The sequence below is a fragment of the Hyphomonas sp. genome (assembly GCF_018402285.1).
GTDB lineage: Bacteria > Pseudomonadota > Alphaproteobacteria > Caulobacterales > Hyphomonadaceae > Hyphomonas.
In genome coordinates this window covers 494,442-519,679 of the sequence record NZ_JAGYJH010000006.1, presented here as the reverse complement: position 1 = coordinate 519,679, position 25,238 = coordinate 494,442, and the positions used below count along the sequence as shown (strand labels likewise).

Annotated in this window: 22 protein-coding genes and 1 tRNA gene; 16 read left to right on the top strand and 7 right to left on the bottom strand. The window is 63.8% G+C overall.

The genetic code is table 11. The features are described 5' to 3' along the window. Nucleotides 1-13: 13 nt before the first annotated feature. The 3 genes from KG722_RS14290 (at nucleotide 14) to KG722_RS14280 (ending at nucleotide 2,316) form a co-directional block, all read left to right on the top strand. Entirely contained in the window at nucleotides 14-1,036 is a 1,023-nt protein-coding gene (locus KG722_RS14290; RefSeq protein ID WP_213272670.1) for an NADP-dependent oxidoreductase, read from the top strand. Nucleotides 1,037-1,038: 2 nt separating this feature from the next. After that, the gene (locus KG722_RS14285; RefSeq protein ID WP_213272668.1) at nucleotides 1,039-1,950 is read left to right on the top strand and encodes a hypothetical protein; all 912 of its coding nucleotides are present in this window, start codon (nucleotides 1,039-1,041) and stop codon (nucleotides 1,948-1,950) included. A 99-nt stretch (nucleotides 1,951-2,049) separates the two neighbouring features. Continuing rightward, entirely contained in the window at nucleotides 2,050-2,316 is a 267-nt protein-coding gene (locus tag KG722_RS14280) for an HU family DNA-binding protein (protein WP_213272666.1), read from the top strand. Nucleotides 2,317-2,346: 30 nt separating this feature from the next. On the opposite strand, the gene KG722_RS14275 is transcribed toward KG722_RS14280, so the two are convergent. Further along, nucleotides 2,347-3,762: an MATE family efflux transporter gene (locus KG722_RS14275; protein ID WP_213272664.1), complete on the bottom strand. Its 1,416-nt coding sequence runs from the start codon at nucleotides 3,760-3,762 to the stop codon at nucleotides 2,347-2,349. A gap of 305 nt (nucleotides 3,763-4,067) precedes the next feature. On the opposite strand from KG722_RS14275, the gene KG722_RS14270 reads away from it, so the two are divergent. The 3 genes from KG722_RS14270 to KG722_RS14260 are packed head-to-tail and all read left to right on the top strand — an operon-like array spanning nucleotide 4,068 to nucleotide 8,000. Further along, complete coding sequence (locus KG722_RS14270) at nucleotides 4,068-5,735, top strand: hypothetical protein (protein ID WP_213272663.1); 1,668 nt, start codon at nucleotides 4,068-4,070, stop codon at nucleotides 5,733-5,735. After that, on the top strand, nucleotides 5,735-7,369 hold the full coding sequence (locus KG722_RS14265; RefSeq protein WP_213272661.1) for an OmpA family protein: 1,635 nt from the start codon (nucleotides 5,735-5,737) through the stop codon (nucleotides 7,367-7,369). The genes KG722_RS14270 and KG722_RS14265 overlap by 1 nt, the downstream gene beginning before the upstream one ends. 4 nt (nucleotides 7,370-7,373) lie before the next feature. Beyond that, entirely contained in the window at nucleotides 7,374-8,000 is a 627-nt protein-coding gene (locus KG722_RS14260; RefSeq protein ID WP_213272659.1) for a DUF3558 family protein, read from the top strand. A 31-nt stretch (nucleotides 8,001-8,031) separates the two neighbouring features. On the opposite strand, the gene KG722_RS14255 is transcribed toward KG722_RS14260, so the two are convergent. Continuing rightward, nucleotides 8,032-9,408 (bottom strand): class II 3-deoxy-7-phosphoheptulonate synthase, encoded by a 1,377-nt coding sequence (locus KG722_RS14255; protein WP_213272657.1) that lies wholly within the window; start codon nucleotides 9,406-9,408, stop codon nucleotides 8,032-8,034. A 153-nt stretch (nucleotides 9,409-9,561) separates the two neighbouring features. Between KG722_RS14255 and KG722_RS14250 the strand changes: the two genes are divergently transcribed. After that, a complete protein-coding gene (locus KG722_RS14250) occupies nucleotides 9,562-10,869 on the top strand; it encodes an AAA family ATPase (protein ID WP_213272655.1) in 1,308 nt (435 codons plus the stop codon). Here KG722_RS14250 and gor read toward each other — a convergent pair. From gor to glmU, 3 genes are read right to left on the bottom strand one after another with little or no spacing between them, the layout of a single operon-like run. Further along, nucleotides 10,866-12,251, bottom strand: coding sequence for a glutathione-disulfide reductase (gene gor / locus KG722_RS14245; RefSeq protein ID WP_213272654.1), 1,386 nt, complete (start codon nucleotides 12,249-12,251; stop codon nucleotides 10,866-10,868). The genes KG722_RS14250 and gor overlap by 4 nt on opposite strands. A 54-nt stretch (nucleotides 12,252-12,305) precedes the next feature. Further along, nucleotides 12,306-13,007: a ribose-5-phosphate isomerase RpiA gene (rpiA, locus tag KG722_RS14240; protein WP_213272653.1), complete on the bottom strand. Its 702-nt coding sequence runs from the start codon at nucleotides 13,005-13,007 to the stop codon at nucleotides 12,306-12,308. 9 nt (nucleotides 13,008-13,016) lie between these two features. Beyond that, complete coding sequence (gene glmU / locus KG722_RS14235) at nucleotides 13,017-14,402, bottom strand: bifunctional UDP-N-acetylglucosamine diphosphorylase/glucosamine-1-phosphate N-acetyltransferase GlmU (RefSeq protein WP_213272651.1); 1,386 nt, start codon at nucleotides 14,400-14,402, stop codon at nucleotides 13,017-13,019. 81 nt (nucleotides 14,403-14,483) lie between these two features. Between glmU and KG722_RS14230 the strand changes: the two genes are divergently transcribed. Beyond that, entirely contained in the window at nucleotides 14,484-15,197 is a 714-nt protein-coding gene (locus KG722_RS14230) for an HAD-IA family hydrolase (RefSeq protein WP_213272649.1), read from the top strand. Here the strand turns inward: KG722_RS14230 and KG722_RS14225 are convergent. Then, nucleotides 15,167-15,409, bottom strand: coding sequence for a hypothetical protein (locus KG722_RS14225; protein WP_041298761.1), 243 nt, complete (start codon nucleotides 15,407-15,409; stop codon nucleotides 15,167-15,169). The genes KG722_RS14230 and KG722_RS14225 overlap by 31 nt on opposite strands. Nucleotides 15,410-15,911: 502 nt before the next feature. Between KG722_RS14225 and KG722_RS14220 the strand changes: the two genes are divergently transcribed. From KG722_RS14220 to KG722_RS14200, 5 genes are all read left to right on the top strand, one after another. Then, nucleotides 15,912-15,986: transfer RNA gene (locus KG722_RS14220), tRNA-Val, on the top strand. A 118-nt stretch (nucleotides 15,987-16,104) separates the two neighbouring features. Further along, on the top strand, nucleotides 16,105-16,800 hold the full coding sequence (locus KG722_RS14215) for a lysophospholipid acyltransferase family protein (protein ID WP_213272647.1): 696 nt from the start codon (nucleotides 16,105-16,107) through the stop codon (nucleotides 16,798-16,800). Continuing rightward, on the top strand, nucleotides 16,801-18,090 hold the full coding sequence (locus KG722_RS14210; RefSeq protein WP_213272645.1) for a glycosyltransferase N-terminal domain-containing protein: 1,290 nt from the start codon (nucleotides 16,801-16,803) through the stop codon (nucleotides 18,088-18,090). Continuing rightward, entirely contained in the window at nucleotides 18,087-19,085 is a 999-nt protein-coding gene (gene lpxK / locus KG722_RS14205) for a tetraacyldisaccharide 4'-kinase (RefSeq protein ID WP_213272643.1), read from the top strand. Before KG722_RS14210 ends, lpxK begins: the two co-directional genes overlap by 4 nt. Next, nucleotides 19,082-20,044, top strand: coding sequence for a lysophospholipid acyltransferase family protein (locus tag KG722_RS14200; protein WP_213272641.1), 963 nt, complete (start codon nucleotides 19,082-19,084; stop codon nucleotides 20,042-20,044). The genes lpxK and KG722_RS14200 overlap by 4 nt, the downstream gene beginning before the upstream one ends. 7 nt (nucleotides 20,045-20,051) lie before the next feature. On the opposite strand, the gene KG722_RS14195 is transcribed toward KG722_RS14200, so the two are convergent. Further along, nucleotides 20,052-20,711 (bottom strand): squalene/phytoene synthase family protein, encoded by a 660-nt coding sequence (locus tag KG722_RS14195; protein WP_213272639.1) that lies wholly within the window; start codon nucleotides 20,709-20,711, stop codon nucleotides 20,052-20,054. A 57-nt stretch (nucleotides 20,712-20,768) separates the two neighbouring features. Between KG722_RS14195 and KG722_RS14190 the strand changes: the two genes are divergently transcribed. The 3 genes from KG722_RS14190 to KG722_RS14180 all read left to right on the top strand — a co-directional run bounded on the left by KG722_RS14190 (nucleotide 20,769) and on the right by KG722_RS14180 (nucleotide 25,216). Beyond that, complete coding sequence (locus KG722_RS14190) at nucleotides 20,769-21,377, top strand: superoxide dismutase (protein ID WP_213272637.1); 609 nt, start codon at nucleotides 20,769-20,771, stop codon at nucleotides 21,375-21,377. 200 nt (nucleotides 21,378-21,577) lie between these two features. Beyond that, entirely contained in the window at nucleotides 21,578-23,185 is a 1,608-nt protein-coding gene (locus KG722_RS14185) for a DEAD/DEAH box helicase (protein WP_213272635.1), read from the top strand. A 582-nt stretch (nucleotides 23,186-23,767) separates the two neighbouring features. After that, nucleotides 23,768-25,216 carry a M20 family metallopeptidase gene (locus KG722_RS14180; RefSeq protein ID WP_300998528.1) on the top strand — a complete coding sequence of 483 codons (1,449 nt, stop codon included), beginning with the start codon at nucleotides 23,768-23,770 and terminating at the stop codon, nucleotides 25,214-25,216. Nucleotides 25,217-25,238 lie beyond the last annotated feature (22 nt).

Below are 25,238 nucleotides of genomic sequence, written 5' to 3'. Positions count from 1 at the left end.
GGAAGGAACGCCCATGTCCAAACTGACCTCAACTGACTGGAGCCTCGCCGCACGTCCCGTCGGCATGCCCAAGCTCTCCGACTTTGCCAGCCGCTCCGTTGACGTGGCCGATCCGAAGGATGGCGAGATCCAGGTCGTCAACACATGGATGTCGGTGGACCCCTACATGCGCGGGCGGATGTATGACCGGGAGAGCTATGTGCCCCCCTTTCAGATCGGCGAGACGCTGCAGGGCGGCGCGGTGGGGCGGGTCACCGCGTCGGCACATCCCGACTTCAAGGCAGGCGACCTTGTCTCCTCCATGCTTGGCTGGCGCACGGCCTGGGTGGCCCCGCCGCACGCCGCGATGGTGCAGAAGCTGCCCAATACCGGCCTGCCGGAGAGTGCCTATCTGGGCGTCGCCGGCATGCCCGGCCTGACAGCCTATGCCGGCCTCCTGCGGGTGGGTGAGCTCAAGGAGGGCGACACGGTGTTCGTCTCGGGCGCCGCCGGCGCGGTCGGCTCAACGGTCGTCCAGATCGCCAAGATAAAGGGCTGCACCGTCATCGGTACGGCGGGGGGCAAGGAGAAGTGCGACTTCGTCAAATCCCTCGGGGCCGATCATGTAATCGACTACAAGCAGGCAAACGGCTTTGACGGCCTGGTGGCGGCGCTGAAGGTCGCTGCACCCAAGGGCATCGATGTCTATTTCGACAATGTCGGCGGCGACCACCTCTCGGCTGCCATCGAAGCGGCGCGGCCGATGGCGCGCTTTGCCCTCTGCGGAATGATCGCCCAGTACAACGCGACCGGCAAACCGGAAGGCCCGCACAACATTATCCAGGCCGTTGGCAAACAGCTCAAACTTCAGGGCTTTATCGTTTCCACACATGCAGATATGACGCCCGCCTTCCACGCCGACATGGCGAAATGGATCGCGAGCGGCCAAATGAAATACGAGGAAACAGTCATGAACGGTATCGAGAAGGCGCCTGACGCTTTCCTCGGCCTCTTCACCGGTGCCAACACCGGCAAGATGCTGGTCAAGCTAGGCTGACCATGGCTGCCCTGTTTGACGCCTATATCATGGTGGACTGGAGCGCGGCGGCCAAGCCGTCGCTCGGCGCCAATTCGATCTGGATCGGGGTCCTGGCCAAGGATGCGCGCCTCAAGCTGCAATATCGCGGCGTGAATATCGACACGCGCCTGAAGGCACGGGCTTTCATCGAAGACATGGTCACCAAGCTGACCAAGCGGGGCGACAAGATCCTGATCGGATTTGACTTCTCGCTCGGCTTCCCGGCGGGCACGGCCGCCGCACTTGGCCTGGATATATCGAAACAGGCACCGTGGGCGGCCACCTATGCCCACCTGGCGACCAAGCTGAAGGACAAGCCGGACAATTCCAATGCCCGCTACGCCATCGCGGCCGGTCTCAACTATGCGATCTCCAAAGGCGCTTTCCCCTTCTGGGGCGCGCCCGCGCGGGATGTGGTTTCGACGCTTTCGGCCACCCGCCCGGACTATGCCGGCGCGGCGCTGGCCGAATTCCGAGCCTGCGAAAACTATCTTAAAGAGAAAAAGACAGGCCAGCCAAAGTCTGTCTGGCAGCTTGCCTACACAGGCTCTGTAGGCAGTCAGACGCTGACCGGCATCCCGCATGTGCATGCCCTGCGACAGGCCTGGCCGACCTCCAGAATCTGGCCATTCGAGCTTGGCACCGAGCCCCTTACCGCCGGGTCTCTGGAGGGTATCGACGTCGTGATGGCAGAGATCTACCCCGCCCTCGTGAAGGCAAAACCGGAAAAGGGCGAAGTTGCCGACGAGGCCCAGGTTCGCCAGATAGCCCGCCACTACGCCGATCTGGACGAAAAAGGCACACTTGGCGCGGCTTTTTCCACAGCCAAATCACTTTCCCCTGAACAAAACCAGCACGTGGCCGAAGAAGAGGGCTGGATTCTCGGGGTTTAGCCCGTGTTTATAGGGCGTCCGGCATATTCACGGGTAACGAATCGTGGGTAAGTCGGGGCAATGGCGTGTAAACGTCATTTAACCTAGAGGAGAACCCCTATGAACAAGGGTGAACTGACCAAAGCGGTGGCATCAGCTTCCGGCCTGTCGCAAAGCGACGCTGGCAAAGCCGTCGACGCACTCTTTGACACCGTCGCTGCGGCAGTGAAGTCACGCCAGCAGGTTGCAATCGCCGGCTTTGGCACTTTCTCGGCCAAAACCCGGAATGCGCGCGAAGGCCGCAATCCGGCAACCAAAGAGACCATCAAGATTCCCGAGAAAACCTCGATGGCGTTCAAGCCGGCTTCGGCACTGAAGGACATCTAAGGTTCTGGTCCTTGCGGGGACTGTTCCGGATCAGGCGGCGCGCACCATATCGGGGCGCGCCGTTTTCCATTCCAGCAGGACAAGCTGTGCCATCCCGGCAAAGAAGACGGCGATGAACGCGCCTTCGAGAACACCCGCGGCTCCGCGGCCAAGCGAAATGGCCAGCCAGTAGCAGACCGGGATCATTACCAGGAAAAACGAGCTGATATGGATGGCGCTGGGCAGCCAGACCATACCTTGCGCCCGCAGGGCAAAGGAGGCGGTCGCCTGAAGGCCATCAAACACGGTCACCGCCGCCGCCAGCCACAGGAGGCCCGCAATGGCGGGCGCAATGGCGATACCGCCAATGACAGCGTCCTCCCGAACCAGCAGGCGCGAGACCGGCCCGGCGAAGATCACCAGCAGTACCCCGAGGATGACCCCCATCACGAAAGTTGCCGCCACGCCCAGGCGCCCGGCATTGCGGACTTCTTCCTGGCTGCCCCGCCCGATCGCTTCGGCCACGCGCACGGATGTCGCCGTGGCGATGCCCAGATAGAACATGAAGCACACGCCGATGATCTGAACCGAATAGCCATAGACGGCGTTGGCCGCGATGGAGACCCAGGTGGCGATGATGAAGGTAATGTTGAAGCCGCCATATTCGGCAATATTGGAAATGGCCGTGCCCACGCCAACGGCGAGCTGGCGGCGCGGTTCTTCCTTTGCCGCCGGCGGAGAGCGGCGGAAGGCGGGCGTGAGCGCCGCCACGAAGATCAGCAGGATAGCTGCGATGAGCCAGCGCGTGCCGGTGGTGGCCCAGGCCACGCCTTCGGCGCCCATCTGCGGAAAGCCCCACCAGCCCGCAACAAGGGCGAGGTTTGCGAAGAGGTTTATGACCACGCCGGTATACATGACGATGGTGACAAGCAGCGGCCGGCGCAGCGCCTCCAGATAGTAGGAGCAGGCCTGGGAGATCATGTGCCCGGCAAGGCCGAGAGCCAGGATGCGCGTGACCGACGCAGTCGAGCTGGCGACGATCTCTGGCGAAACGGACGACGGGGTCTCGCTGACCGGCGCTATCGTGACAAACACCCAATGGAAAAACGGATCGGCAAACGGCAGGAGCGCCGCAGTGAATACTGCGCCCATCAGGACGGCCCACCAGAGACCGCGCCGGAAAATCCGCCCCGAGCCGGCTTCCCTGCCCGTTCCGAGCATTTCAGAAGTCAGCACCTGGATACCCAGAAGGATGCCGACTCCAAAGCCAAGCGAGATGCTCATCGGCAACCAGGCCGACAGCACGTATGCCAGCTCCCCCGGCGCATACTGGCCGAGCACGATGGCATCGGTCAGGCCCATGAGCATCATGGCCATGCGGCTGACGGCGATGGGCACCGACAGGCGGATCAGGTCCGCGATATCCCTTGGCCTTGCCCAGGCGGGCAGGCGCGACGTCGCCGTCATGACTGCCCTCCCTTGGATCTTTTCCAGGCGTATGCCTGATTTCTGAGCAGCCGGGCCTGATGCCTGAAAGGCCGATTGAGAGCAAGATATCCGGGTAATGAAATTTTTGCGTCAGGGTTGTCTGCAAGCCCGGCTGAAGGCTGCCCCGCTCCCAGGGCGCAATACCGAGCAAACACAACACAAGGCGCGCAGTGTTACCTGGCTGTTAGCCATGGCCTTCTTCTTTTGGGGTTGATCAACGCAGCGGCCTGCGACAATTTCAGCGCAAATTGAGACTCCTCCGGCTCGACAAGGGGATGTGACCGATGCTGCACGGACGTGTGTTGGTGGCCTTCCTGGCCACGCTCTTCTTTGCGGCGCTCGCCTTTGCCGAGCCCGGAACCCCGCCTGGCGACGAGATCAAGGCCGTGAAGCTCGACTATGGCGACCGTCCGGGCAAGGAGGGGCGGTTTGCTGCCGCCGAGGTCACTGTCGGGGAAACGCCCGTCCGGTATTATGTGCGCGGCACAAACGTTTCCGCCCCCTTCTCCGTGCACGTGATCGCGGCCAGCCAGGCGCGTCCGCTGGAGGTGACCCTGCATCGTCAGAACTGGGGCAAGGCGGTTCAGTCGGGCTCCACCGGCAGCAGCGGCAATTTCGTGTTTGAAGGCCGCGCCCATGGCGATGTCGGCGTGCAGCTGGCCTCACCGGGCGGGGCGCCCGCCCGCGCCACGCTTGTTTTCTGGCAGGGAGCGCCTGCGCCGCCGAGCATGGCGCGCGTCTACTCCAATCCGGAAATCGCTGCGGCGGCCGGGAAAGCCGGCGGCGAACGCCCAGGCGGTGCGCGCGGGGGGACGTCTCCCATCTTCTATGTAATCGCGGGATTGCTTGGGGTGATCGCGCTGTTCCTTGCCGTGATGCTGGTCCGCCGCAACAAGAGCGGAGCGGCCGCCCTGGTTTTGATCGGGGGGCTGACGATGGTCGCGGTGCAGGCGCCCGCCCCGGCCTATGCGCAGGGCGAGGAGCTGCCCCCGCCCGGCGGCGTGCCCAATCCGTTTGAAGTCGAAGACCCGCCGCCGGTGGATGGCCCGCGCGAGAGCGACAAGGATGTGACTGCAGGTAAGCCAGCTGAGCCGCCCAACCCGTTCGATGTCGACAAGCCGCCGCCGGAAACAGCACGCGACAAGGACAAGGATGCGACGGCGGGCAAGGACGGGGACAAGCCGAAAGAGGATGGCCCGCCAAATCCGTTCACGGGCGAGACGACAACCGGCTCGGGCCGCCCGATCGAGCTGAAACCGGAAGATTTTGAGCCCGGCAATGCGCCCAAGGACGAGCCGGGCGCAGGGGACGAGACCGCTCCCGCAGACCCCGGCCCTGCTCCGGTGGATGAGGGATATGCCGATCGCCTGGCGCAGGCCGAAGGGCGGATCAACGATCTCAACCGGCAGGCTTCTGCCAACCGGGCGGAGATCGAGCGGCTGCGGATGCTGGTGGAGTCTGACCGGGAGATGGAGCCTGACCCGTCCAATCTCCCGCCCATGCCGCTGACCTGCCGTCCGCCGGCTGTCGAAAACGAATTTGACGAGGAAATGAGCGCAGCCTGGGACAATTATGACGCCTGCGAAGCATGCTATCGCGAGCCGTTCCGGGAGCTGGACGAGCTTCTGTTAAATTATGAGCGCCTGCGGATCATCTATATGAGCACGGCTGATTTCGTCAGTACGGCGATCACGATGGGCGACACGGTGCCCAAGCCCCACCAGTTTGTCGAAATGTCCTGGGCCCAGCAGAAGGCCGACATCCAGAAAAGCTTCCAGGGCACAAAGGAAGCCTATGACGCCAAATGGGCTGAGTTCAATCAGGAGATGGTCGGCGTGCTCGACGAGCTTGGCCGATGCGAAGCCGAGCACAACAATAACCCGATGTGGCGCGCCACCGAGGGCGAGATGTTCTACCAGACCATCAAGGCCAGTTATCAGAGGACGAACTGATGGCGACTATGAAGACCCTGCTGGCCAGCGCCGGCCTCGTTCTGCTTGTAGCCTGTGGGGGTAGCGGCCCTGCCCCGGCCAGTCCGGAAGCACCTGAGCCACCCATGACGTCTGATGAAGGCGGCGCGCCGCAAGCCGCCGCTGCGGCCGATGACGGATTTGTCCGCCCGGAAGGCCTGCCGGAAACCGCTATCCCCGTCACGGATCTGGATGGCACGGTCTATTGGGTCGAGGCGCGCGGCGATGGCCGTGTCGCGCTGTGGAATTTCACCAGTGATGGACAGGTGGGCGCGACGGCGGGGGAATTCAGCCAGCTGCAGGACGCCTACCCCACCCTCGACCTCAGCCCGCTGGCCGACCAGATGGCGCTCGCCGAGGAGGCCGCTGCCGAGGACGACACCGGCAGCGGGACCGGCGCCCTGCGCGCGGCGCAGGACGGGCTGGTGGCCGCAACGCCCGGCGCCCAGAAGGCGCTGGAGCTCGCCCGGATGGGCCCGGTCCTGGAACTGACGGGCCCGACGCTGCATCATCTGGTCGAGAGCATGGGCGGGTCCTTCACGATGACGAAGGAGGAACTCGACGCACTGCTGAAAGAGCAATCCGACGGACGCTTCACCGCCACCAATGCCGAGCTCAAGGCCCTGATCAAGGGCAGCGGCGGGGCGGGCATCACTGAAGAAGACATCCGCCTTCTCTTGCCCAAGACACTTGAAGCGCCCCCGCCAAAAATCGACCGGGACGCCCCGGGCAAGGGCCGCGAAAGCGATGACTGCCCCGGCCGTGTCTATGGCAGCGGCAAGCGGGAAATCTGCCTGCCGCTCGGCGCCCTTTCCTTTGCCGACCGGGTCGTGAGCTTCACGCCGGGCGAGCGGCCCTCCAAGCCGCCGTTTGACTTCCCGGAGACTGCGTTGGGCGAACCCGACTACCGCAACACCTACAGCGCAGACTTCATCTCCCTTGGCTGTAACGGCGCTCTCGTCACGCAGTTTACGGACAATATCCTTGTCGATGTGGACGGGGTGGACCTCTATATCTTCGAGATCGGGCCGGTGATCGAGAAAACCGAGCTCGCCATATCCTCAGATGGAGAAAACTGGATCGAAGTGGGCGAGATCGAAGGCGCCCGTTCGGACGTCGATATCGGCCCGTTCGTCCAGAAGGGCGACAAGTTTCCGTTCGTCCGGCTGACAAATGCCAGCGCGGCCTGCGGCGGCAATCACTCCGGGGCCGACATTGACGCCATCGCCGCCGTCGGCGCTGAGATCCGTCTTTCGCTCGACAGCGCGCTATTGTTTGATGTGGGCAAGTTCGAGATCAGGCCGGAAGCGGAAGCTGCCCTCAGCGACCTTTCCGCCCAGCTGGAAAACTATGGCGCCGACATCCGCGTGACGGTCGAGGGTCATACCGATTCAACCGGCTCGGCCGCGTCCAATCAGACGCTTTCGGAGAACCGGGCAAAATCTGTCTGGGCAAACCTGTCGGCCAAGATATCGCCGGTTCCCGCAGACGTGACCATAAAGGGTTATGGCGCGAGCCGTCCGGTGGCAGACAATGCCACCGAGGAAGGCCGCGCAGAAAACCGGCGCGTTGATATTCTCATCCTGCCCGGCAAGAAGGGCTATCTGACGGAGTGATCCCATGAAGGCGCTGAAAATCCTGCCCCTCCTCGCCCTCCTCTCTGTGGCCGCCTGTGGCGGCAGCGAACCTGCCACGCCAGTGGAGGCGCCCGCCACACCCGGGGCGGCCCCGGCGGCCGCCGAACCCGGCGAGGCCGCAGCGCCCGTTACCGCGCCTGCCGGTAATTTCGACTGGGACAAATGGGCCGCCCTGGTGAATGAAAATCCCTGTAACTGGCTGCCCGCAGAAGAACTCGCCGCCCTGGGCATCACTGCCACAGGCACGCTCGAAACCACCTCAACCGAAACACGCTGTCTCTGGACAGACGCCGGCGGCGCCCAGATTTTCAGCGCCGGCGTGCAGACCTGGGACAGCGCCGCCAATCTTGCCGGCGAGCGCGCCGAGCAAATCAAGCTGGCCGGAGAAATGGGCGGTTTCAGCCTTATCGGCGAACCAACCGGAACCGTCACGGCGATTTACCGCCGCGACCGGGGCAGGCTTTCGGTTTTTCCGAATGCGGACGAAGAAACAGCGATGATCCTCTTCAACGCCCAGAAAACGATGCGCGATGACGACGCCGCCAAGGCCTCCAAGGACGAACGCGCAAAGGCGTTCGCCCTGAAACTCATGGAAACCTACGGCCTCTAAGAGGCTCTCTTCCGCTTAGAACAAGCCGGGCTCAGCTCGCCTTACGAGCCGCGTCCGCGCCGGCTTCTGCGGCCTGGAGTTTTTCTGCCACGAGGAAGGCGAGCTCCAGCGCCTGTTCGCCATTGAGACGCGGGTCGCAATGGGTGTGGTAGCGGCTGGAGAGGTCTTCTTCCGAGATCGCCTGCGCGCCGCCGATGCACTCGGTGACATTCTGGCCGGTCATCTCGAAATGGACCCCGCCCGGATAGCAGCCTTCCGCCGACAGAACATCGATGAACTGGCGCACTTCAGACAGCACACGGTCTACAGGCCGCGTCTTGAAACCAGTGCCGGTTTTCAGCGTGTTGCCGTGCATCGGGTCGCAGGACCAGACCACCGTGCGGCCGGATTTCTTCACTGCGCGGGCAAGCGGGGGCAGGCCTTTGGCCACGCCGTCCGAGCCGAAGCGCGAAATCAGCGTGATGCGGCCAGGCTCGTCAGCCGGGTTCAGCGTATCAATCATCCGCAGCAGCTCGTCGGTCTCAAGGCCGGGGCCGCATTTGATGCCGATGGGATTTTTGACGCCTTTGCAGAAATTGACATGGGCATGATCGATCTGGCGCGTGCGGTGGCCGATCCACAGCATGTGGGCGGAGGTGTCATACCAGTCGCCGCTCGTGGAATCGATGCGGGTCATCGCTTCCTCATAACCCAGAAGCAGCGCCTCATGGCTGGTGTAGAACTCCACCTGAGACATCTGCGGAACACTCTCGGCGTTGAGACCAACGGCCTCCATGAAACGCAGCGAGGCAGAGATCTGGTCGGCCAGCTTCTGATAGCGTTCGCCCTGCGGCGAGCGGTCCACGAAGCCGAGCATCCAGCGATGCACGTTGGCAAGGCTCGCATAGCCGCCCTGGCTGAAGGCGCGCAGGAGGTTGAGCGTCGCGGCCGATTGCGAATAGGCCTGGATCAGACGCTCAGGGTCCGGAATACGGGACTCAGGGGTGAATTCCATCCCGTTGATATTGTCGCCCCGATAGGAGGGCAGCGTCACGCCATTGATCGTCTCGGTCGGCTCGGAGCGGGGCTTGCCGAACTGCCCGGCTATGCGGCCCACCTTCACGACCGGCTTGGCCGCTGCAAAGGTCAGCACAACGGCCATCTGCAGGATCACGCGGAACGTGTCCCGGATATTGTCCGGGTGAAACTCCTTGAAGCTCTCGGCGCAGTCCCCGCCCTGCAGCAGGAACGCCTTGCCCGCGGCCACATCGGCCAGCCGCGCCTTCAGGCGGCGTGCCTCGCCGGCAAAAACCAGCGGCGGAAAGCTTCTCAGGCGGGTTTCAACAGCTGCCAGGGCGGCCGCGTCAGGATAATCCTGCGGGATGTGCTTGGCAGGCAGGTTACGCCAGTCGGAAGGATGCCAGGTCATTGCTCGGGTCTCACTAGAAGTTTTGCCGCATAAAACATATGAGCGCCCCTTGCTCAAGTTTCACCATAATTTCACTGCAAGAAGATGGCGGAATCGCGGATTGGCCCGTTAAAAGGCCCATCCAGACAGAATATCCATGAGGCGCGGGGCCACATGTCGCACATATACATAAGCCATTCGGGCAAAGACCCGGACGCCCTGCTCGCATTGCATGAAGCGCTGCGGGCTGCGTCCGTAACGGTATACTACCCCGGAGAGGACACCTCCCGCGAGGAGGCTGACGCCGCCATCGACAAGGCGTTTGCCGTTATCATGCTGGTTTCGGCCGCTGCCGTGCGTTCCAAATGGGTGCGCCAGGATGTCGAAGCGGCCAAGGCGCTTGGTCTCAAGCTCATCCCCTACCAGGTCGACAAGGCGCGCCTCAACGGCTTCTTCAAGCAGGAAGTCCAGCCGCACTTGCGCCTCTCATCCTCCCTCCCGGACGGGCTGGCGCAGCTCGTCGCAGAAGCGCAGGACGCCTACCGGAAGAAGTGCCCGGTCATCGCGGTGATGAACCTCAAGGGCGGGGTCGGCAAGACCACCGTCAGCGCGCAAGTGTTCGGCGCGTGGCAGGAAGCCTTTGGCGGGCGCGTCCTGCTGATCGACCTCGACCCGCAATACAACCTCACCCAGACCTTCTATTCGATGGAGGCGGCCGACGCCTCCTCCGCGCAGGACCGGTCGGTCATATCGCTGTTCGAGCGCTCGCGCCTCCACGCGCGCGACGCGGCGTCTCCGGCCGAGAACTGGCTGAGCCTCACCACCCAGCCTTTCACGCCGGCGCCGCGGGACCAGTTTGTCCATTCCATCCTCGGCGTTGAGGGCCCGCCGGGCCGGCTCGACATCATCTCCGGGCAGTTCGAGATTTCCAAATACGCCTTCTCAGGCGACCCGGACGCGCTGGCCGCCGTGAAACAGCATTTCCTGCGCTGCGTGGAACATTATCGCAGCGAGTATGACCTCATCGTGTTCGACACCAATCCCAACGCCACCTTCCTCACCCGCTGCGCGCTGGAAGCGGCCGACCGGGTGATCGCCCCGATGCATGCGGATATCTATTCCCTGCGCGGGGTGCGCCTGCTCAATCAGGTGATCCAGAACCAGGTGGAGGAGAGCAAGCGCCCGGAGCTCTGCATCCTGTTCAATGCGGTCAACCGCAACGAACAGTCGACCTTCGAGGCCGATGCGCGCAATGGCGTGTTTGATGGCGTGGCAGGCTTTGCCCTGTCAAAGGCGCTTCTGACCGCCGCCCTGCCCCGCTCGGCCCATTTTGCGGTCAGGGCCCCGCAGGAAGACCAGCCTGCCTGGCGCCAGCTCGTCACCCATGCCGGGCGCGGCGGGGGGCTCAAGGCCATCCGCGAAAGCCTTAAGCAGGTTGCTCTGGAGATCCGGGCACTGAACGAGGGGAAGAAGGGGCACTAGCCCCCTTCAGGCACCCATTTCGTCCGCATCGTGACGAGTTCCTCAGCTGCAGACGGGTGCAGCGCGCAGGTCTCGTCGAAATCCTGCTTGGTCGCGCCCATCTTCACGGCAATCGCAGCGGTCTGGATCATCTCGGCGGCGTCTTCGCCCACGACGTGCACGCCCAGCACGCGCTGGTCGGACGCGCGCACCACGATCTTCATGAAGGTACGTGTCTGGTCGCCGTTGAGCATGTTTTTCATCGGGCGGAACTTCGTCTTGTAGATGTCGATCTCGCCGAAGGTCTTGCGGGCCTCGGCTTCGGAGATGCCGACTGTGCCGACTTCCGGCTGGGTGAACACAGCGGTCGGAATGTTGCTGTGATCCATCTTCCAGGGCTTGCCACCAAACTCTGTGTCGGCAAAGGCATGGCCCTCGCGGATTGCCACCGGGGTCAGCGCCACGCGGCCTGTGACATCGCCCACAGCCCAGATGTTCTCGATATTGGTGCGCGACCATTCATCGACGATCACCTCGCCCTGCTCTGCCAGTCTCACGCCCGCCTCTTCACAGCCAAGATCGTCCGTATTCGCCCGGCGCCCGACCGCCATCAGCACGACGTCGGTCTCGATCTCGTTGCCGCTACTCAGGGTGACCTTGAGGCCGTCTGCGGTCTTCTCGATGGATTTGAAGGTGCATTTTGTGACAACGCGCACGCCTGCTTCCTTAAGCCCCTCATGCACGGCGAGCCGGATTTCATCGTCAAAACCGCGCAGCACCGTCTCGCCGCGATAGACGAGGGTGACCTCGGCGCCGAGCCCGGCAAAGATGTGGGCAAACTCGACTGCGATATAGCCCCCGCCTGCGATCAGCATGCGCCCCGGCAGCGTGTCCATTTCAAAAACGCCGTTGGAGTCGATGGCGTGTTCGATACCGGGCAGCTCATCGGCAGACGGCATCCAGGGGCGGCCGCCGGTCGCGATCAGGATTTTCGCGGCCGTGACCGTCTTGCCGGATTTTTTCAGGCGCAGCGTATGTGCGTCCACGAATTCGGCGCGATCATCGAACACATCAACGCCCGCATTCTTGAGGTTGCGGTCATAGATAGCCGAAAGGCGCTCGACCTCGGCATGCAGCGCCACCATGAAATCGCTGTGGTCGTAGGATACTTCGCCCACAGACCATCCGTACCCGGCAGAGAGCTTGATATGTTTGCCATAGGTGCTGGAATACACCATGAACTTCTTCGGAACGCAGCCGCGCACGACGCAGGTGCCACCCATCCGGTATTCTTCGGCCAGGCCGACCCGGGCGCCTGCCTGCGCTGCAATCCGGCCCGCGCGCACGCCTCCCGAGCCGCCGCCAATCACGAACAGGTCATAGTCGTAGGCGGTGTCGGTCATGGGAAGGTCCTTGAAGGTCAGCGTGTTTTCGCCAGCAGATGTGAGGGCCCCGCCTCAGTATTCAATGATGTGTGCGCCATTTTCCTCGCCGATGATCACCGTGCGGGCGATGCCGATGAACAGGCCATGCTCTACAACGCCCGGCACGCCGGAGAGATAGGCGCCTGTCTTGGCGGGGTCAGGAATACGCCCGCAATGGCAGTCGAGGATGTAATTGCCGCCATCGGTCACCAGCATGTCGACGCTGCCGGGCGCCTTGCGCAGCTCGATCCGCGGGCGCTCAACGCCGGAGGCAACGAGGGCGTCATGCACCTTCTTGGCCGTGATCGTGTAACCGAACGGGGTGACTTCCACCGGCAACGGAAATGCGCCCAGATGGGGCACTTCTTTCGAACTATCCGCGATCACGACCATATGATCTGACGCGTTGGCGATGATCTTCTCGCGCAGCAGCGCCGCCCCGCCGCCCTTGATCAGCACGCCGCCAGGGCCGACCTCATCGGCGCCGTCCACGGTGAGGTGGATGCGGTCCACCTGCTCGAACGGGATCAGTGGCACGCCGAGGCTGCGCGCCAGCTCGCGGGTCTGGTTGCTCGTCTCGATGCACCGCACGATGAGGCCATCGGCGATCTCGTCGGCCAGCATCTCGACGAAGAATTTCGCCGTCGAGCCTGTGCCGAGGCCAATCGTCATGCCCTCTTCGACAAAGTCCATCGCGGCGGCGGCCGCATTCTGCTTTTCGTTTTCGCTCGCCATGTCCGGCCCTCAGCCCTTCTTGTCCTTGCCTGCAGTGCGGGCGGCCTTTTCGGCGGCTTTCTTTGCCCGGTAATTCTTGGCCCAGCCCTCGCGGGTGATCTGCTGGCCGCGCCCCACCGCCAGGGCGTCATCGGGAACATCCTTGGTGATCACGCTGCCGGAGCCGACATAGGCGCCTTCGCCGATTCTCACCGGCGCGACCAGGGCAGAGTTCGAGCCGACAAACGCGCCTTCGCCCACATCGGTCTGATGTTTGAGGAAGCCGTCATAATTGCAGAAGATCGTGCCCGCGCCGATATTGGCGCCCGCGCCGATGGTGCCGTCGCCGAGATAGGCAAGGTGATTGGCCTTGGCGCCTTCGCCCATGGCCGTGTTCTTGGTCTCGACGAAATTGCCGATGTGAACGTTGGCCGCCAGCACCGTGCCCGGCCGCAGGCGGGCATAGGGCCCGACGCTGCAGCCCTCGCCGACAATGGCGCCTTCCAGATGGCTGAACGCGCGGATCTGCGCCCCGCCCGCCACCTTCACGCCGGAGCCGAACACGACATTGGGCTCGATCACGGCGTCGGCGCCGATCTCGGTATCATGGGAAAGGAACACGGTTTCAGGGGCCACCAGGGTGACGCCCGCATCCATCAGCGCGCGGCGGCGCTTTTGCTGGAAAATGCCTTCGGCCTCGGCGAGGTCTGCCTTGGAATCGCAGCCGATGAGGTCGTCCTCGCCCGAGACCGCCACGGCGCAGCGTATGCCTTCGGCGCGGGCGAGGCCCACAAGGTCGGTCAGGTAGTATTCGCCTTTGGCATTGGCGTTGGTGACCTTTGCGAGGAGGCGGAACATGTCGCCCGCGCGCCCTGCCATGACCCCTGAGTTGCACAGGCGCACCCTGAGCTGATCGGGGCTGGCCTCGCGCGCCTCGACGATGGCCTCGAGACTGCCGTCTTCTGCGGTGATCAAACGGCCATAGAGGCCGGGCTCTTCGGCGTCAAAGCCGAGCACGCCGAGGCCGGTGTTGGCCGAAAGTGTCCCGAAAAGGTCTTCGATTGTCTCTGCCGGGACCAGGGGGCTGTCGCCATAGAGCACAGCCAGGTCGCCCTCGAAGTCGGCAAGCGCGCCTTGCGCGCAGCGCACGGCATGCCCTGTTCCCTGCGGCGGGTCCTGGAAGGCAATCGCAATATCGGGATGGTGTTGTCTGAGGTGTCCGATCAGCACGTCCTGCGAAGGATGCACAACCGCAACGATCCGCTCGGCGCGAGCTTCCCGGGCCAGCGCAATCGACCAGTCCATCATCGGGCGCCCGCCCACGGCGTGCATCACCTTGGGCAGGGGCGACTTCATCCGGGTTCCCTTGCCGGCAGCAAGGATAACAGCGGCGCGCGGTCTGGCAGTGTCGGTCAAATGCGGGCTCCCTCTCGCTTTCCTCTGCCCCATCGCCTAGACGAAACCCCGCATCTTGGCGAGGGCGAAGGAGGGTATCTGATGGCTGAAACAGGCGCCTTTGAAGGCTGGACCATCGCGTTCGATCTGGATGGCACGCTGGTGGACACCGCGCCGGACCTGCTGGGCGCGCTCAACCATGTACTGGTTGAGGCAGGCCTCGCTCCGGTCGACCTGCCAACCATCGCCACGCTGATCGGCAACGGCGCCCGGGCCATGATGGAAAAGGGCTTCGGCGTTCAGGGTGTCACGCTCCCGGCCGCCGAGATGGACGCGGCCTTTGACCGGTTCATCGCCTACTATGTCGACAATATTGCTGTCGGCTCGCGCCCGTTTGACGGCTGCCCCGAAGCGCTGGACGCGCTGCTGGATGCGGGCGCCACACTCTGCGTGTGTACCAACAAGCGGCAGGACCTCAGCGAGCGTCTGATTGATGAGCTTGGTCTCACAAGCCGGTTTGCTGCCATCCTTGGCGCGGATCGCGCCACCAACCGCAAACCCCATCAGGATCACGTGTTCGAGGCGATTGCCGCCGCAAGCGGCATGCCGGAACGCGCCCTGTTCGTGGGGGATAGCCGCACAGATGAAAGGGCAGCCCGGAATGCCGGGCTGCCCTTCCTGTTCGTGACCTTTGGCTACGAAGCAGAAGCTATCGAAGATATCGCGCCCGACAGTGTCATCGGTCACTATTCCCAATTGCTTCCAGCCTTGTCAGTCCTGAGGGATCAGGCCATCGCCTCATTGCGCGGACGGTAAGTCGGGCGGGAGGAGCCCACTTCACCGGCAGCGCGGCGGCGCGGCATGCCATTGACCATGTTGGACCGCACGTCACAACGTGCGCTCCGCATCGCAGGGACAAACCCGGCGTCCACAAGGTCGACATCGACCTCGTAACCGCGTTCTGCCCAATACGAATTGATTTTTTCACGGAGGCGCTTAGCGCCTTCTTCGTCACACCAATCTTTCACTCTGCTCTCTCCAGGCGATTTTATCGTTCTAGATGTTAAGACAGCCCGATGGGGGGCTATCTGTGCCTGTCCTTCTTAAGGTTCATCACGCGGACCTTGCCGGCCCGTCTGTGTATGTCCGCTAAATGACAATGTTTGCAGGGTTTCTCAAGAGGAAATCTATATAACATTTGCTTAATCAAAGAATATGAACAGTTGTTCATAATGAACAGGCGTTCATCTGGCGTTCATCACATGATCCGGAAGGAGGCAATCGGCTTTTAAATGCAACCGGTTGCAGGCTCAGCGCTAACTGGCGAAGTTCCACCGGTGTCAGCCACCACAGCAAGGCTTCACCAGGTATCAGACCCGCGCGTTGCAAATCTGCATGGCAAGTGGCCGGAACCATGCGTCCATGATCTTGTAGATAAACACGAAACACCGCCCTTGCCTACGCCCTTCCTGCATTGAGATATGTGCTTGACCTGCCCTCGCACCAGGATTAGGCAGCGCGCTCGCGGTCGGGCGATTAGCTCAGCGGTAGAGCACTGCCTTCACACGGCAGGGGTCACAAGTTCGAACCTTGTATCGCCCACCATCCTTCCTGCCCGCATGTCTCGCTGAACTGATGCATGGCGCGCCCTGCGAAGCGCAGTATAAGCCGCCCGATGAAAGCGTTCTTCCGCTCCGCCCCTGTTGTTGCCGTGCTTGGATTCATGATCTGGGCATGGATGGCGCTGGTTGGCCGCACGATCCGCTGGACCATAGAAAACGAGGCAGAAACACGCGCCGCGCTGGCGGCAGCCGGGCCCTCCGGCTTCGTGATCGCCTGCTGGCATGAGACCATCCTCCTGATGCCGTCGGGCTGGAACCGCGCCATTCGCCTTTGGCCTGAACGCCGCGGCCGCACCGCCATGATGATCTCGCTGTCGCCGGACGGGGAATCTGTTGCCCGGGCGGTGACAAGGCTGGATATCGATCTCATACGCGGCTCGGCAGGCAACAAGAAGAAAGGCAACAAGGACAAGGGCGGCCTGCGCGCCATTGCCGAAGCTGCCGGCAGGCTTCGCGCAGGCGAATCTGTCTGCATGACGCCCGACGGCCCCCGCGGCCCCCGGCGCGTCGCCAGCCAGGGCGCCGTCACCCTTGCCCAACGCGCCGGCGCCCTTGTCCTGCCCTATGCCGTCAGCGCTAAGCCGGTGCTGCGTCTGAAGAGCTGGGACCGGTTCATCATTCCCCTGCCCTTCACCAAAGGCGCCATTGTCTTCGGTCCCCTGATCGAGTGCCCACGCTCAGCCGAGCCCGAAGCGTTGCAAGACGCGCTGCAACGCGGCATGGATGAGGCGACCGGCCGGGCCGAAACCCTTGCCGGGCACCCTGTCCACGCCAGCCAAGCCGGAGCTTCTGTCTGAATGACGCCTGCGTTGTTCGCCTACCGGCTCGCCACTTATGCGATGTCCCCTTTCCTTGGCTTCGTGCTGCGCGCCCGGGCCAGGTCAGGTAAGGAAGACTATCTGCGCCTGCATGAGCGCTATGCCAAACGCCTGCCACCCCGCCGGCCCGGCCCGCTGATCTGGCTGCACGGCGCCAGCGTCGGCGAAAGCGGCTTGCTGCTGGAACTTGGCCGGCGCCTGATCGCGGCCCGTCCCGGCGTGATGCTCGTCTTCACCAGCCAGACGCAAACCTCAGCCCGGCTTCTCGGCCCGCTGCTGCCGGACAATGCCATCCATGCGATGGCACCTCTGGATACGCCTCAGGCCGCCCGGCGCTTTATCCGCCACTGGAAGCCCGACCTCTGCGTTTTCGCCGAGGGCGAGATCTGGCCCAACCTGATCCATGAAGCCCGCAAGAGCGGCGCGCGCACCGCGCTCGTCAATGCGCGCATGACGCAGAAATCGGCCGAAGGCTGGCACAAGGTGCGCGGCCTGTTTCGTCAGCTTGTCGGCCGGTTCGACATCGTGCTCGCCGCCGACCTTGATACCGGCCAGCGCCTCGAAAACCTGCTCGGCCGCCCGGTGCGTGCAGCAGGAAACCTCAAATCCGCGTTGCCGCCGCCGGCCGCCAACGAGGTGGAACTGACGCGGATCGTGACCAATTTCATTGCCGGGCGGCGCTGCCTCCTGGCGGCGTCCACTCATCCGGGTGAAGAGGAAATCTTCCTCGACGCGGCTGCCGCGCTGGACGAGGACGTTGCCCTCATCATTGCCCCGCGCCATCCCGAACGCGGCGAAGAGATCGAAGCCCTGCTGAAGCAGCGCGGCCTGCGCCATGCGCGCCGCTCCAAGGGCGTGCAGCCCGACAAACGCGACCGGGTGCTGCTGGCCGACACGATGGGCGAGATGGGCATCTGGCTGCGCGCAGCGTCAGCAGTCTATCTCGGCGGGGGGCATGCCGAAGGTGTCGGTGGACACAATCCTCTCGAGCCAATCCGTCTCAACCGCCCCGTGGCGACCGGACCGCACGTTCACAATTTTGCCGAGCTGATGGCAGGCCTCGAAGCGAGCGGTCTCGTCCACACCGTGACAGACACAGCTTCGCTCGCAGACTTCCTGCATGCCCCTACGCCGGTGCCTGCAGACGCGCTCGCCGTGCTCGCTGCCCGGTCTGAAGAGCCCATGCTGCTTACCCTTGGCGCGCTCCTGCCGTTGTTGCCGAGGCCGCTTCTGGAAGGCTCCGATGGCAACTGGGAGACGCGGCGGTGAAGGCGCCCTACTTCTGGTCGGCCGGGCTTGACCCGAAATCCCGCGAAGCTGCGCCCCTCACCCGCCTCCTGCTGACACCTTTCTCGATAGCCTATCTCTGGGGCCTGCGCCGCAAGCTGGCGCGAGCAGAGCCGGAGACAGCCCCCGTCCCGGTGATCTGTATTGGCAACCTCACCGCAGGCGGGGCGGGCAAGACGCCGGTGACCGAAGCCATCCGCAGCCGGATCAATGCGGCCGGAGCGCGCGCCGCCAGCCTGTCGCGCGGCCATGGTGGCACCGAGCGCGGCCCGCTGAAAGCAGACCTTAGCTTGCACGCTTGGCGCGATGTGGGCGACGAGCCGCTTCTGCTGGCCCAGTCCGGCGAAGCCTGGATCGGACGCGAGCGGCCTGTCGCGGCCAAGGCGATGGCAGAGGACGGCGTGCAGGCGATCATCATGGATGACGGTCACCAGAATCCGTCCCTGAAGAAAGACCTGACCCTGATCGTCATTGATGCCGGGGCGCCTTTCGGCAATCGCGAAGTCCTGCCCAAAGGACCCTTGCGGGAGACAGTGCCCGAGGGCCTCGCCCGTGCTCAGGCCGTGGTGCTGATGGGGGAAGGCCCGGTGCCGCGCGAGGTGACTGCCAGCGGCCTGCCGGTTCTGCGCGCCCGGCTCGTGCCGGTAGAGGCGCCCCCGCCTGGACCGCTCGTCGCCTTTGCAGGCATCGGCCGGCCGCAGAAATTCTTCGACAGCCTGGCAGAGGCTGGTGGGCAGGTTGCCGATGCCGTGCCATTTGCCGATCACCATCCTTATTCAAAAGGCGACGTGCAGTTCCTGCGCAGCCTGGCGCGCGATCATGGGGCCGGTCTGATTACAACGTCGAAAGATCATGTCCGCCTGCACCCGGACGTGCGGCAGGAAATCCGCGCCTGGCCGGTCAAGGCCGTCTTCGAGGACACCGCAGCGCTTGACGCCGTGCTCGCGCCGATCTTCAAACGCCTGAGCCTGCCATGAACAGCCAGCCCCCCACCGCCTATGTCCGCCCGAAGGACATCGACAACCGCGCCACCTTTGGCCAGCGCATTGCCTGGCGGCTGGAAACGATTGCCTGGGATCTGATCTATTGGGGGCCCATGAAGATGCTGGGGCCGGACAAGGCATCAGACTTCGGCGGCTGGCTGGTGAAGAAGATCGGCCCGCTTCTCTCCCAGCACAAGACCACGAAGCGTAACCTCCGCCTCGCCTTCCCGGACTGGAACGCGCAGCAGATCGAAGACACCGCATTGGCCGCGTGGGAGAATGCCGGGCGCACGGCGGGTGAGCTGCCGCATCTGCCAAGCATCGATCCTTACACCAGTGGCCGCGTCGAGATCATCGGGCTCGATGTGCTCGACCAGATCAATACCAGCGGCAAGGGCGCGGTGTTCATCTCCGGCCACTTCGCCAACTGGGAGATCATGCCAGCGGCCATCGTCAAGCGCATCCCGCATGCGGTGATGACCTACCGTGCCCTGAACAACCCGCATATCGACAAGCGCATTGCCGATCTGCGCCATGACTACGGCACCGCTGTGAACGCCCCAAAGGGCATCGGCACGCGCGAGCTTATGCGGGCGTTGGCCAAGGGGGCGCCTGTCGCGCTGATGAATGACCAGAAGTTCAATGAAGGCATCCCGGTTTCCTTCTTCGGCCATGACGCCATGACCGCGCCCGGCCCGACGCGGCTCGCGCTGAAATATGGCGTGCCCATCGTTCCGGTCTCCACCGTGCGCACGGGCCCTGCCCGATTCCGTATCGAGTTCCACTCGCCTTTCGTACCCGAGGACACCGGTCATCCGGAGGCGGACATTGAACGCGCGGTCCAGAGGATCACCCGCTTCATCGAAGCGCAGGTGCGGGCGGAGCCCGGCCAATGGTTCTGGCAACACCGCCGCTGGCCCAAGGAGGCCTGGAAAGCCGCGGGCGTTCTCTGAATCGGCGTCACACTTCCCCGGTGTTCATCGCCTTCATGATCGAGAAGCGCTTGGTGAAGGGGTTGGGCGTCTTGCCTTCACAGTAAAGCTTGCGCAGGCGGTAATGGGCGATGGCTGCGCGCAGCTCCTTTGGCGCGGGCGAAGCGATAGGCCCGAATGCCTTGGAGGCATGGCGGCGCGAGGCCGCATACGCCGCCGCAACGGCCTGGAGGTCACCGGCCCAGTTATGAACCGGGATGAGCACATTGGCCGCTGTCAGCCCGAGCCAGCCTTCCGGCTCGCGGGCGCGGTCGTTCTCGACAAAGGCGGCCTGATACCCGTCGACCAGCTTCTGCAGGGCGCCCGGCTTCAGGCGGCCGGCGGCGATCTCTTCAGCCAGCGCCAGGCAGACATCATGCCCGCGCGGGGGCTTGCCCGCCTCGATCTCCTGGATGGCCTCGCGCCACCACTGGAAGCGGATGAGGCCGAGGGTTTCCTCCGAAACCGCCTCGCGCACCCTTACAAGTTCGTAAGCCAGGGCATAGAGCGCGACCAGCGCCCGGCGCTCGGCGGCGGGCGCAAAGCGGCTGGAAATCCACCGGTCCTCGTCTACCCGGCGGACTCTTTTGTCGATTTCTTCCCAGGGTGTTTGGGTCAGAGGTCTGGTCTCGTTTGACATGAACCCCATATGTGCGAAACCGCTCGCGAGCGAAAGAGACCAAAAACGCGCAAAGAGGACACCGCCATGGCCTTCACCCTTCCCGACCTTCCCTATGCCCGCAATGCGCTTGCCCCGCACATTTCGGAAGAGACCCTGAACTTCCACTATGGCAAGCACCATCAGGCCTATGTGACCAACCTTAACGGGCTGGTTGAAGGCACTGACCTTGCCGGCAAGTCTCTGGAGGAAGTCATCAAGATTTCAGCCGCCGACAAGTCCAAGGCCGGCGTGTTCAACAACTCCGCCCAGGTGTGGAACCACACCTTCTACTGGCACTCGATGAAACCCGGTGGCGGCGGCAAGCCCCACGGCAAGGTGGCCGAACTGATCGAGCGCGACCTTGGCGGCTATGACAACTTCGTCAAAGAGTTCAAACAGGCCGGCGCCACGCAGTTCGGGTCTGGCTGGGCCTGGCTCTCCTACAAGGGCGGCAAGCTGGTGATCTCCAAGACGCCGAACGCCGAAACACCCCTGACCGAAGAGGGCACAACGCCCCTGATGACCATGGATGTCTGGGAGCATGCCTATTATCTGGACTACCAGAACCGCCGCCCGGATTACATGGATACCTTCCTTGGCAGCCTGGTGAACTGGGACTTCGTGAACCAGAACCTCGCGGACGCGGGCGCATAGGCCTTTCCTGAATTTGCACAAAATAAGAACGCCCGCCCTTCCATGGCGGGCGTTTCTGATATAAAGGCGGCTCATCAAACGCTCCGGGCATGGGATTCGCCCGGCTGCGGCTTGCCGGTCATGGGGATCAGCAGCTGCAGGACAGAGCCGCCAATATGGGCGGCCGGGCAAATCAACCAGACATCCCGGAGACTACCCCTTTGACTGAGACAACATTTGCGGATTTCGGCCTGGCCGAGAACATCCTCAAGGCCGTGACCGAGTCCGGCTATACCATCCCCACCCCGATCCAGCGCGAAGCTATTCCGCATATCCTCATGGGTGGCGACGTGACGGGCGTGGCCCAGACGGGCACCGGCAAGACGGCCGCTTTCGTGCTGCCGATGATTCAGCGCCTTTCGACCGGCCGGGCCCGCGCACGGATGCCGCGCTGCCTGATCCTCTGCCCGACGCGCGAGCTTGCCGCGCAGGTTGCCGAGAACTTCGAGAAGTATGGCAAATACCTCAAACTCACCATGGCGCTGCTGATCGGCGGGGTAAGCTTCAAGGACCAGGAAACTCTGCTCCAGCGCGGCGTGGACGTGCTGATCGCGACGCCGGGCCGCCTGATGGACCAGTTTGATCGCGGCAAGATCCTGATGATGGGCGTCGAGACGCTGATCATCGACGAGGCTGACCGGATGCTGGACATGGGCTTCATTCCTGACATCGAGAAGATCTGTGCCAAGCTGCCGGCAAACCGCCAGACGCTCCTGTTCTCCGCCACCTTCCCGACGGATATCCAGCGCCTTGCCAAGACCTTCCAGAAAGATCCCAAGAAGATCGAAGTCACACGGCCGGCCCAGACCGCCGAGACGATTTCGCAATTTGTCGTCAAGCTGCCGACCAATGACGGCAAGGCACGCCGCACGGCGCTGCGCCGCGTGATCGAAGCAACGAATGTGAAGAACGGTATCGTGTTCTGTAACCGGAAGGTCGAGGTGGACATCGTTGCCGCCTCGCTGACCAAGCATGGCCATGATGCCGCGCCGATCCATGGCGACCTGCCGCAGAGCGTGCGGTCTGAAACGCTGCAGCGCTTTCGCGACGGCAAGCTGAAACTGCTCGTCGCCTCGGATGTAGCCGCGCGCGGTCTCGACATTCCCGACGTTGGCCATGTGTTCAATTTCGGCCCGCCGCCGAAGGATGAAGATTATGTCCACCGCATCGGCCGCACGGGCCGGGCCGGACGCACCGGCGAGAGCTATACGGTTGTGACGCCTGCGGATGATAAATCCTGGGGCTTCGTGCTGAAGATGATCAAGAAGGACGTTCCGGAATTCATGCCGGACGGCCTTCTGGAAGAGCTTGAAACCCTTCCCCCGGAAGAAAAGCGCGACCGCAAGACCGGCGGACGCGGCGGAGACCGTGACCGCGGCGGCCGCAGCAGCGCCCGTGGCCGCAGCAGCGAGCGGAGCGACCGCGCCGAGCGGGGCCCCCGCCGCCGCGACACCGAAGCCAGCGATGTGGCCGTGGCCGAAGTGCCTGTCGAGACGACCGCAACCGAAACGGCTGAGCCGGCGGAAACAGCCGCTGTGGCCGAAAAGCCCCGGCGCGAGCGCAGCCCGCGCGGCGAAAAACGCCGTGAGCGGACGGATGAAACGCCCCAGCCGCGCGCCGAAAAGCGCGACCGCAGCGAGCGCGGCGACCGGGAGCGGGAGCGTCCGCAGCGCGATTACAAGCGCAAGGATGACGACCTGATCCTGGAGCCTGCGCCTGACCGCGTGGTCGGCTTTGGCAACGATGTTCCCAACTTCCTGAAGCGCTGAGGCGGTTCTTCCAGCGCCTTTAGCCGGCCGCGCCCTGATCGGGTTGCGGCCGGTTTGCGTTTGGGGATTTCAGTGTCCGCTCATCCCCGCGTCCTTCGGCAAGCCCAGGATGAGGGAGGGGACCGAGCCGCGAGAGACCCCCGCCTGCGCGGGGGGGTGAGCGGGGTTTTGAGGGATTGCAGGGAGGTGTCGGCGCTTGCCCCCCCCTTCCGACCCGGCTGGCGCGAACGGCAGCCGGCGCGGACGATGTGGACATGGCCCCATCTGGTGAGGGCGATGAGGAGGGCGGGCGTTCCTGATCCTGACATGTGAAGATCCGGCCCAGCTGTCACCAGAGGTATGGCCCGAAGACAGGCAACAGCTGGGCTTAGATGCGGGGGATTTGTGTTGGACAGGGCTGCCCGGTTGAAGTTTTTGCGGGAAGCTTCCGAAACTCCAACGGCGCCCGCAGACCACAAGGGTACCCAATGCGGACCTGGCCGAACCTGGCCGAACCTGGCCGGACCTGGCCCCTTCCCCACCGGGACATTCATGACTAGGCTTGGGGCGAGTTCAAGGGAAACTGGTTCAAGGGGTGAAGCCATGATGATCCGACGGAGTTTGCTTGTTGCCGTAATGGCGCTGGGGCTGGCCGCCTGCGGCGGGGATGACCGCGAGGGCGCGGATGGCACCCCGGGCGAGTTGCGGCCGGATGGGGGCGCGGCGGTATCCACCCAGAGCGCGGTGACGGGTATGCCAGTGGGGGAGACGCGGAGCGCTGACCCGGCCCTGATCGAGCTCTACAAGAAGCTGCACGCCAATCCCGAGCTCTCCTTCCGCGAGGTGGAGACATCGAAGCTGATGGCAGACGAATTGCGGGCGCTGGGCTTCACAGTGACAGAGGGCCTGGGGGATGCCTGGGTGCGCGAAAAGGCGATGAAGGATGTAGGCAGGGTGCTGCCCGGGGTGGGCGGTTATGGCGTGGTCGGCGTGTTCGAGAACGGGCGCGGGCCGACCGTGCTTATCCGCGCCGACATGGACGGCCTGCCGGTGCCCGACCAGACGGGCTTTGAGTTTGCGTCCAAGGTGGTCTCCCAGACCTGGACTGGCGTGGAGAGCCCGGTGATGCATGCCTGCGCGCATGACATCCACATGACCGTATGGGTGGGCACGGCGCGGGAACTGATCGCGAATGCCGACAAATGGAAGGGCACGCTGGTGATGATTGCCCAGCCCGCCGAGGAGATCGGCCTTGGCGCGCAGGCGATGCTGGCCGATGGCCTCTATTCGAAATTTCCGCTCCCGGACTATAATATCGCCCTGCATGTGTCCGCCAGTGCGCCAGCCGGCGTGATCAACTATTCCTCCGGCTACGCGCTCGCCAATGTCGACAGTGTCGACATCAAGGTGAAAGGCGCCGGGGGGCACGGGGCCTATCCGCAGACCACACGTGACCCGGTCCTGATCGGGGCCCATATCGTCACTGCGCTGCAGAGCCTTGTCTCGCGCAACACCAATCCGCTGGACTCCGCCGTCGTGACGGTCGGCTCGTTCAAGGCGGGCGCCAAGCACAACATCATTTCCGACGAAGCCGAACTGCTGATCACCGTGCGCTCCTATGATGACAAGACGCGCCAGATGCTGCTCGACGGGATCAGGCGCATTGCCGAGGGCCAGGCGGCCGCCTTTGGCGCGCCTGCCCCGGAGATCAGGATCGAGAGCGACTATACGCCTGCGACCTATAACGACCCGGCGCTGACCGAGCGGGCGATGAAGGCGGTGGCCAAGAAGCTCGGCGAGGAGAATGTGCGCGCCGTGCCGCCGGTGATGGGCGGGGAGGATTTCAGCCAGTTTGCCCGTACCGACGAGAAGGTGCCCGGTGTGATCTTCTGGCTGGGCGCTGTGAACCCGGACAAGTTTGCCGCCTCGCAGATCGACGGCATGCCCCTGCCCTCGCTGCACTCGCCTCTTTTTGGCCCGGACTATGACCCGGCGATTGCCACCGGTGTGGAAGCGATGACCACCGCGGCAATTGATCTCTTCAAGGATTGAAGTCGGCTCGCCTCGTGCTGCC

Excerpts from the sequence above, each read along its gene's own strand:
- KG722_RS14290 (WP_213272670.1), top strand. The coding sequence starts at position 14 with ATGTCCAAACTGACCTCAACTGACTGGAGCCTCGCCGCACGTCCCGTC.
- KG722_RS14285 (WP_213272668.1), top strand. The coding sequence starts at position 1,039 with ATGGCTGCCCTGTTTGACGCCTATATCATGGTGGACTGGAGCGCGGCG.
- KG722_RS14280 (WP_213272666.1), top strand. The coding sequence starts at position 2,050 with ATGAACAAGGGTGAACTGACCAAAGCGGTGGCATCAGCTTCCGGCCTG.
- KG722_RS14275 (WP_213272664.1), bottom strand. The coding sequence starts at position 3,762 with ATGACGGCGACGTCGCGCCTGCCCGCCTGGGCAAGGCCAAGGGATATC.
- KG722_RS14270 (WP_213272663.1), top strand. The coding sequence starts at position 4,068 with ATGCTGCACGGACGTGTGTTGGTGGCCTTCCTGGCCACGCTCTTCTTT.
- KG722_RS14265 (WP_213272661.1), top strand. The coding sequence starts at position 5,735 with ATGGCGACTATGAAGACCCTGCTGGCCAGCGCCGGCCTCGTTCTGCTT.
- KG722_RS14260 (WP_213272659.1), top strand. The coding sequence starts at position 7,374 with ATGAAGGCGCTGAAAATCCTGCCCCTCCTCGCCCTCCTCTCTGTGGCC.
- KG722_RS14255 (WP_213272657.1), bottom strand. The coding sequence starts at position 9,408 with ATGACCTGGCATCCTTCCGACTGGCGTAACCTGCCTGCCAAGCACATC.
- KG722_RS14250 (WP_213272655.1), top strand. The coding sequence starts at position 9,562 with ATGTCGCACATATACATAAGCCATTCGGGCAAAGACCCGGACGCCCTG.
- gor (WP_213272654.1), bottom strand. The coding sequence starts at position 12,251 with ATGACCGACACCGCCTACGACTATGACCTGTTCGTGATTGGCGGCGGC.
- rpiA (WP_213272653.1), bottom strand. The coding sequence starts at position 13,007 with ATGGCGAGCGAAAACGAAAAGCAGAATGCGGCCGCCGCCGCGATGGAC.
- KG722_RS14230 (WP_213272649.1), top strand. The coding sequence starts at position 14,484 with ATGGCTGAAACAGGCGCCTTTGAAGGCTGGACCATCGCGTTCGATCTG.
- KG722_RS14215 (WP_213272647.1), top strand. The coding sequence starts at position 16,105 with ATGATCTGGGCATGGATGGCGCTGGTTGGCCGCACGATCCGCTGGACC.
- KG722_RS14210 (WP_213272645.1), top strand. The coding sequence starts at position 16,801 with ATGACGCCTGCGTTGTTCGCCTACCGGCTCGCCACTTATGCGATGTCC.
- KG722_RS14200 (WP_213272641.1), top strand. The coding sequence starts at position 19,082 with ATGAACAGCCAGCCCCCCACCGCCTATGTCCGCCCGAAGGACATCGAC.
- KG722_RS14195 (WP_213272639.1), bottom strand. The coding sequence starts at position 20,711 with ATGGGGTTCATGTCAAACGAGACCAGACCTCTGACCCAAACACCCTGG.
- KG722_RS14190 (WP_213272637.1), top strand. The coding sequence starts at position 20,769 with ATGGCCTTCACCCTTCCCGACCTTCCCTATGCCCGCAATGCGCTTGCC.
- KG722_RS14180 (WP_300998528.1), top strand. The coding sequence starts at position 23,768 with ATGATGATCCGACGGAGTTTGCTTGTTGCCGTAATGGCGCTGGGGCTG.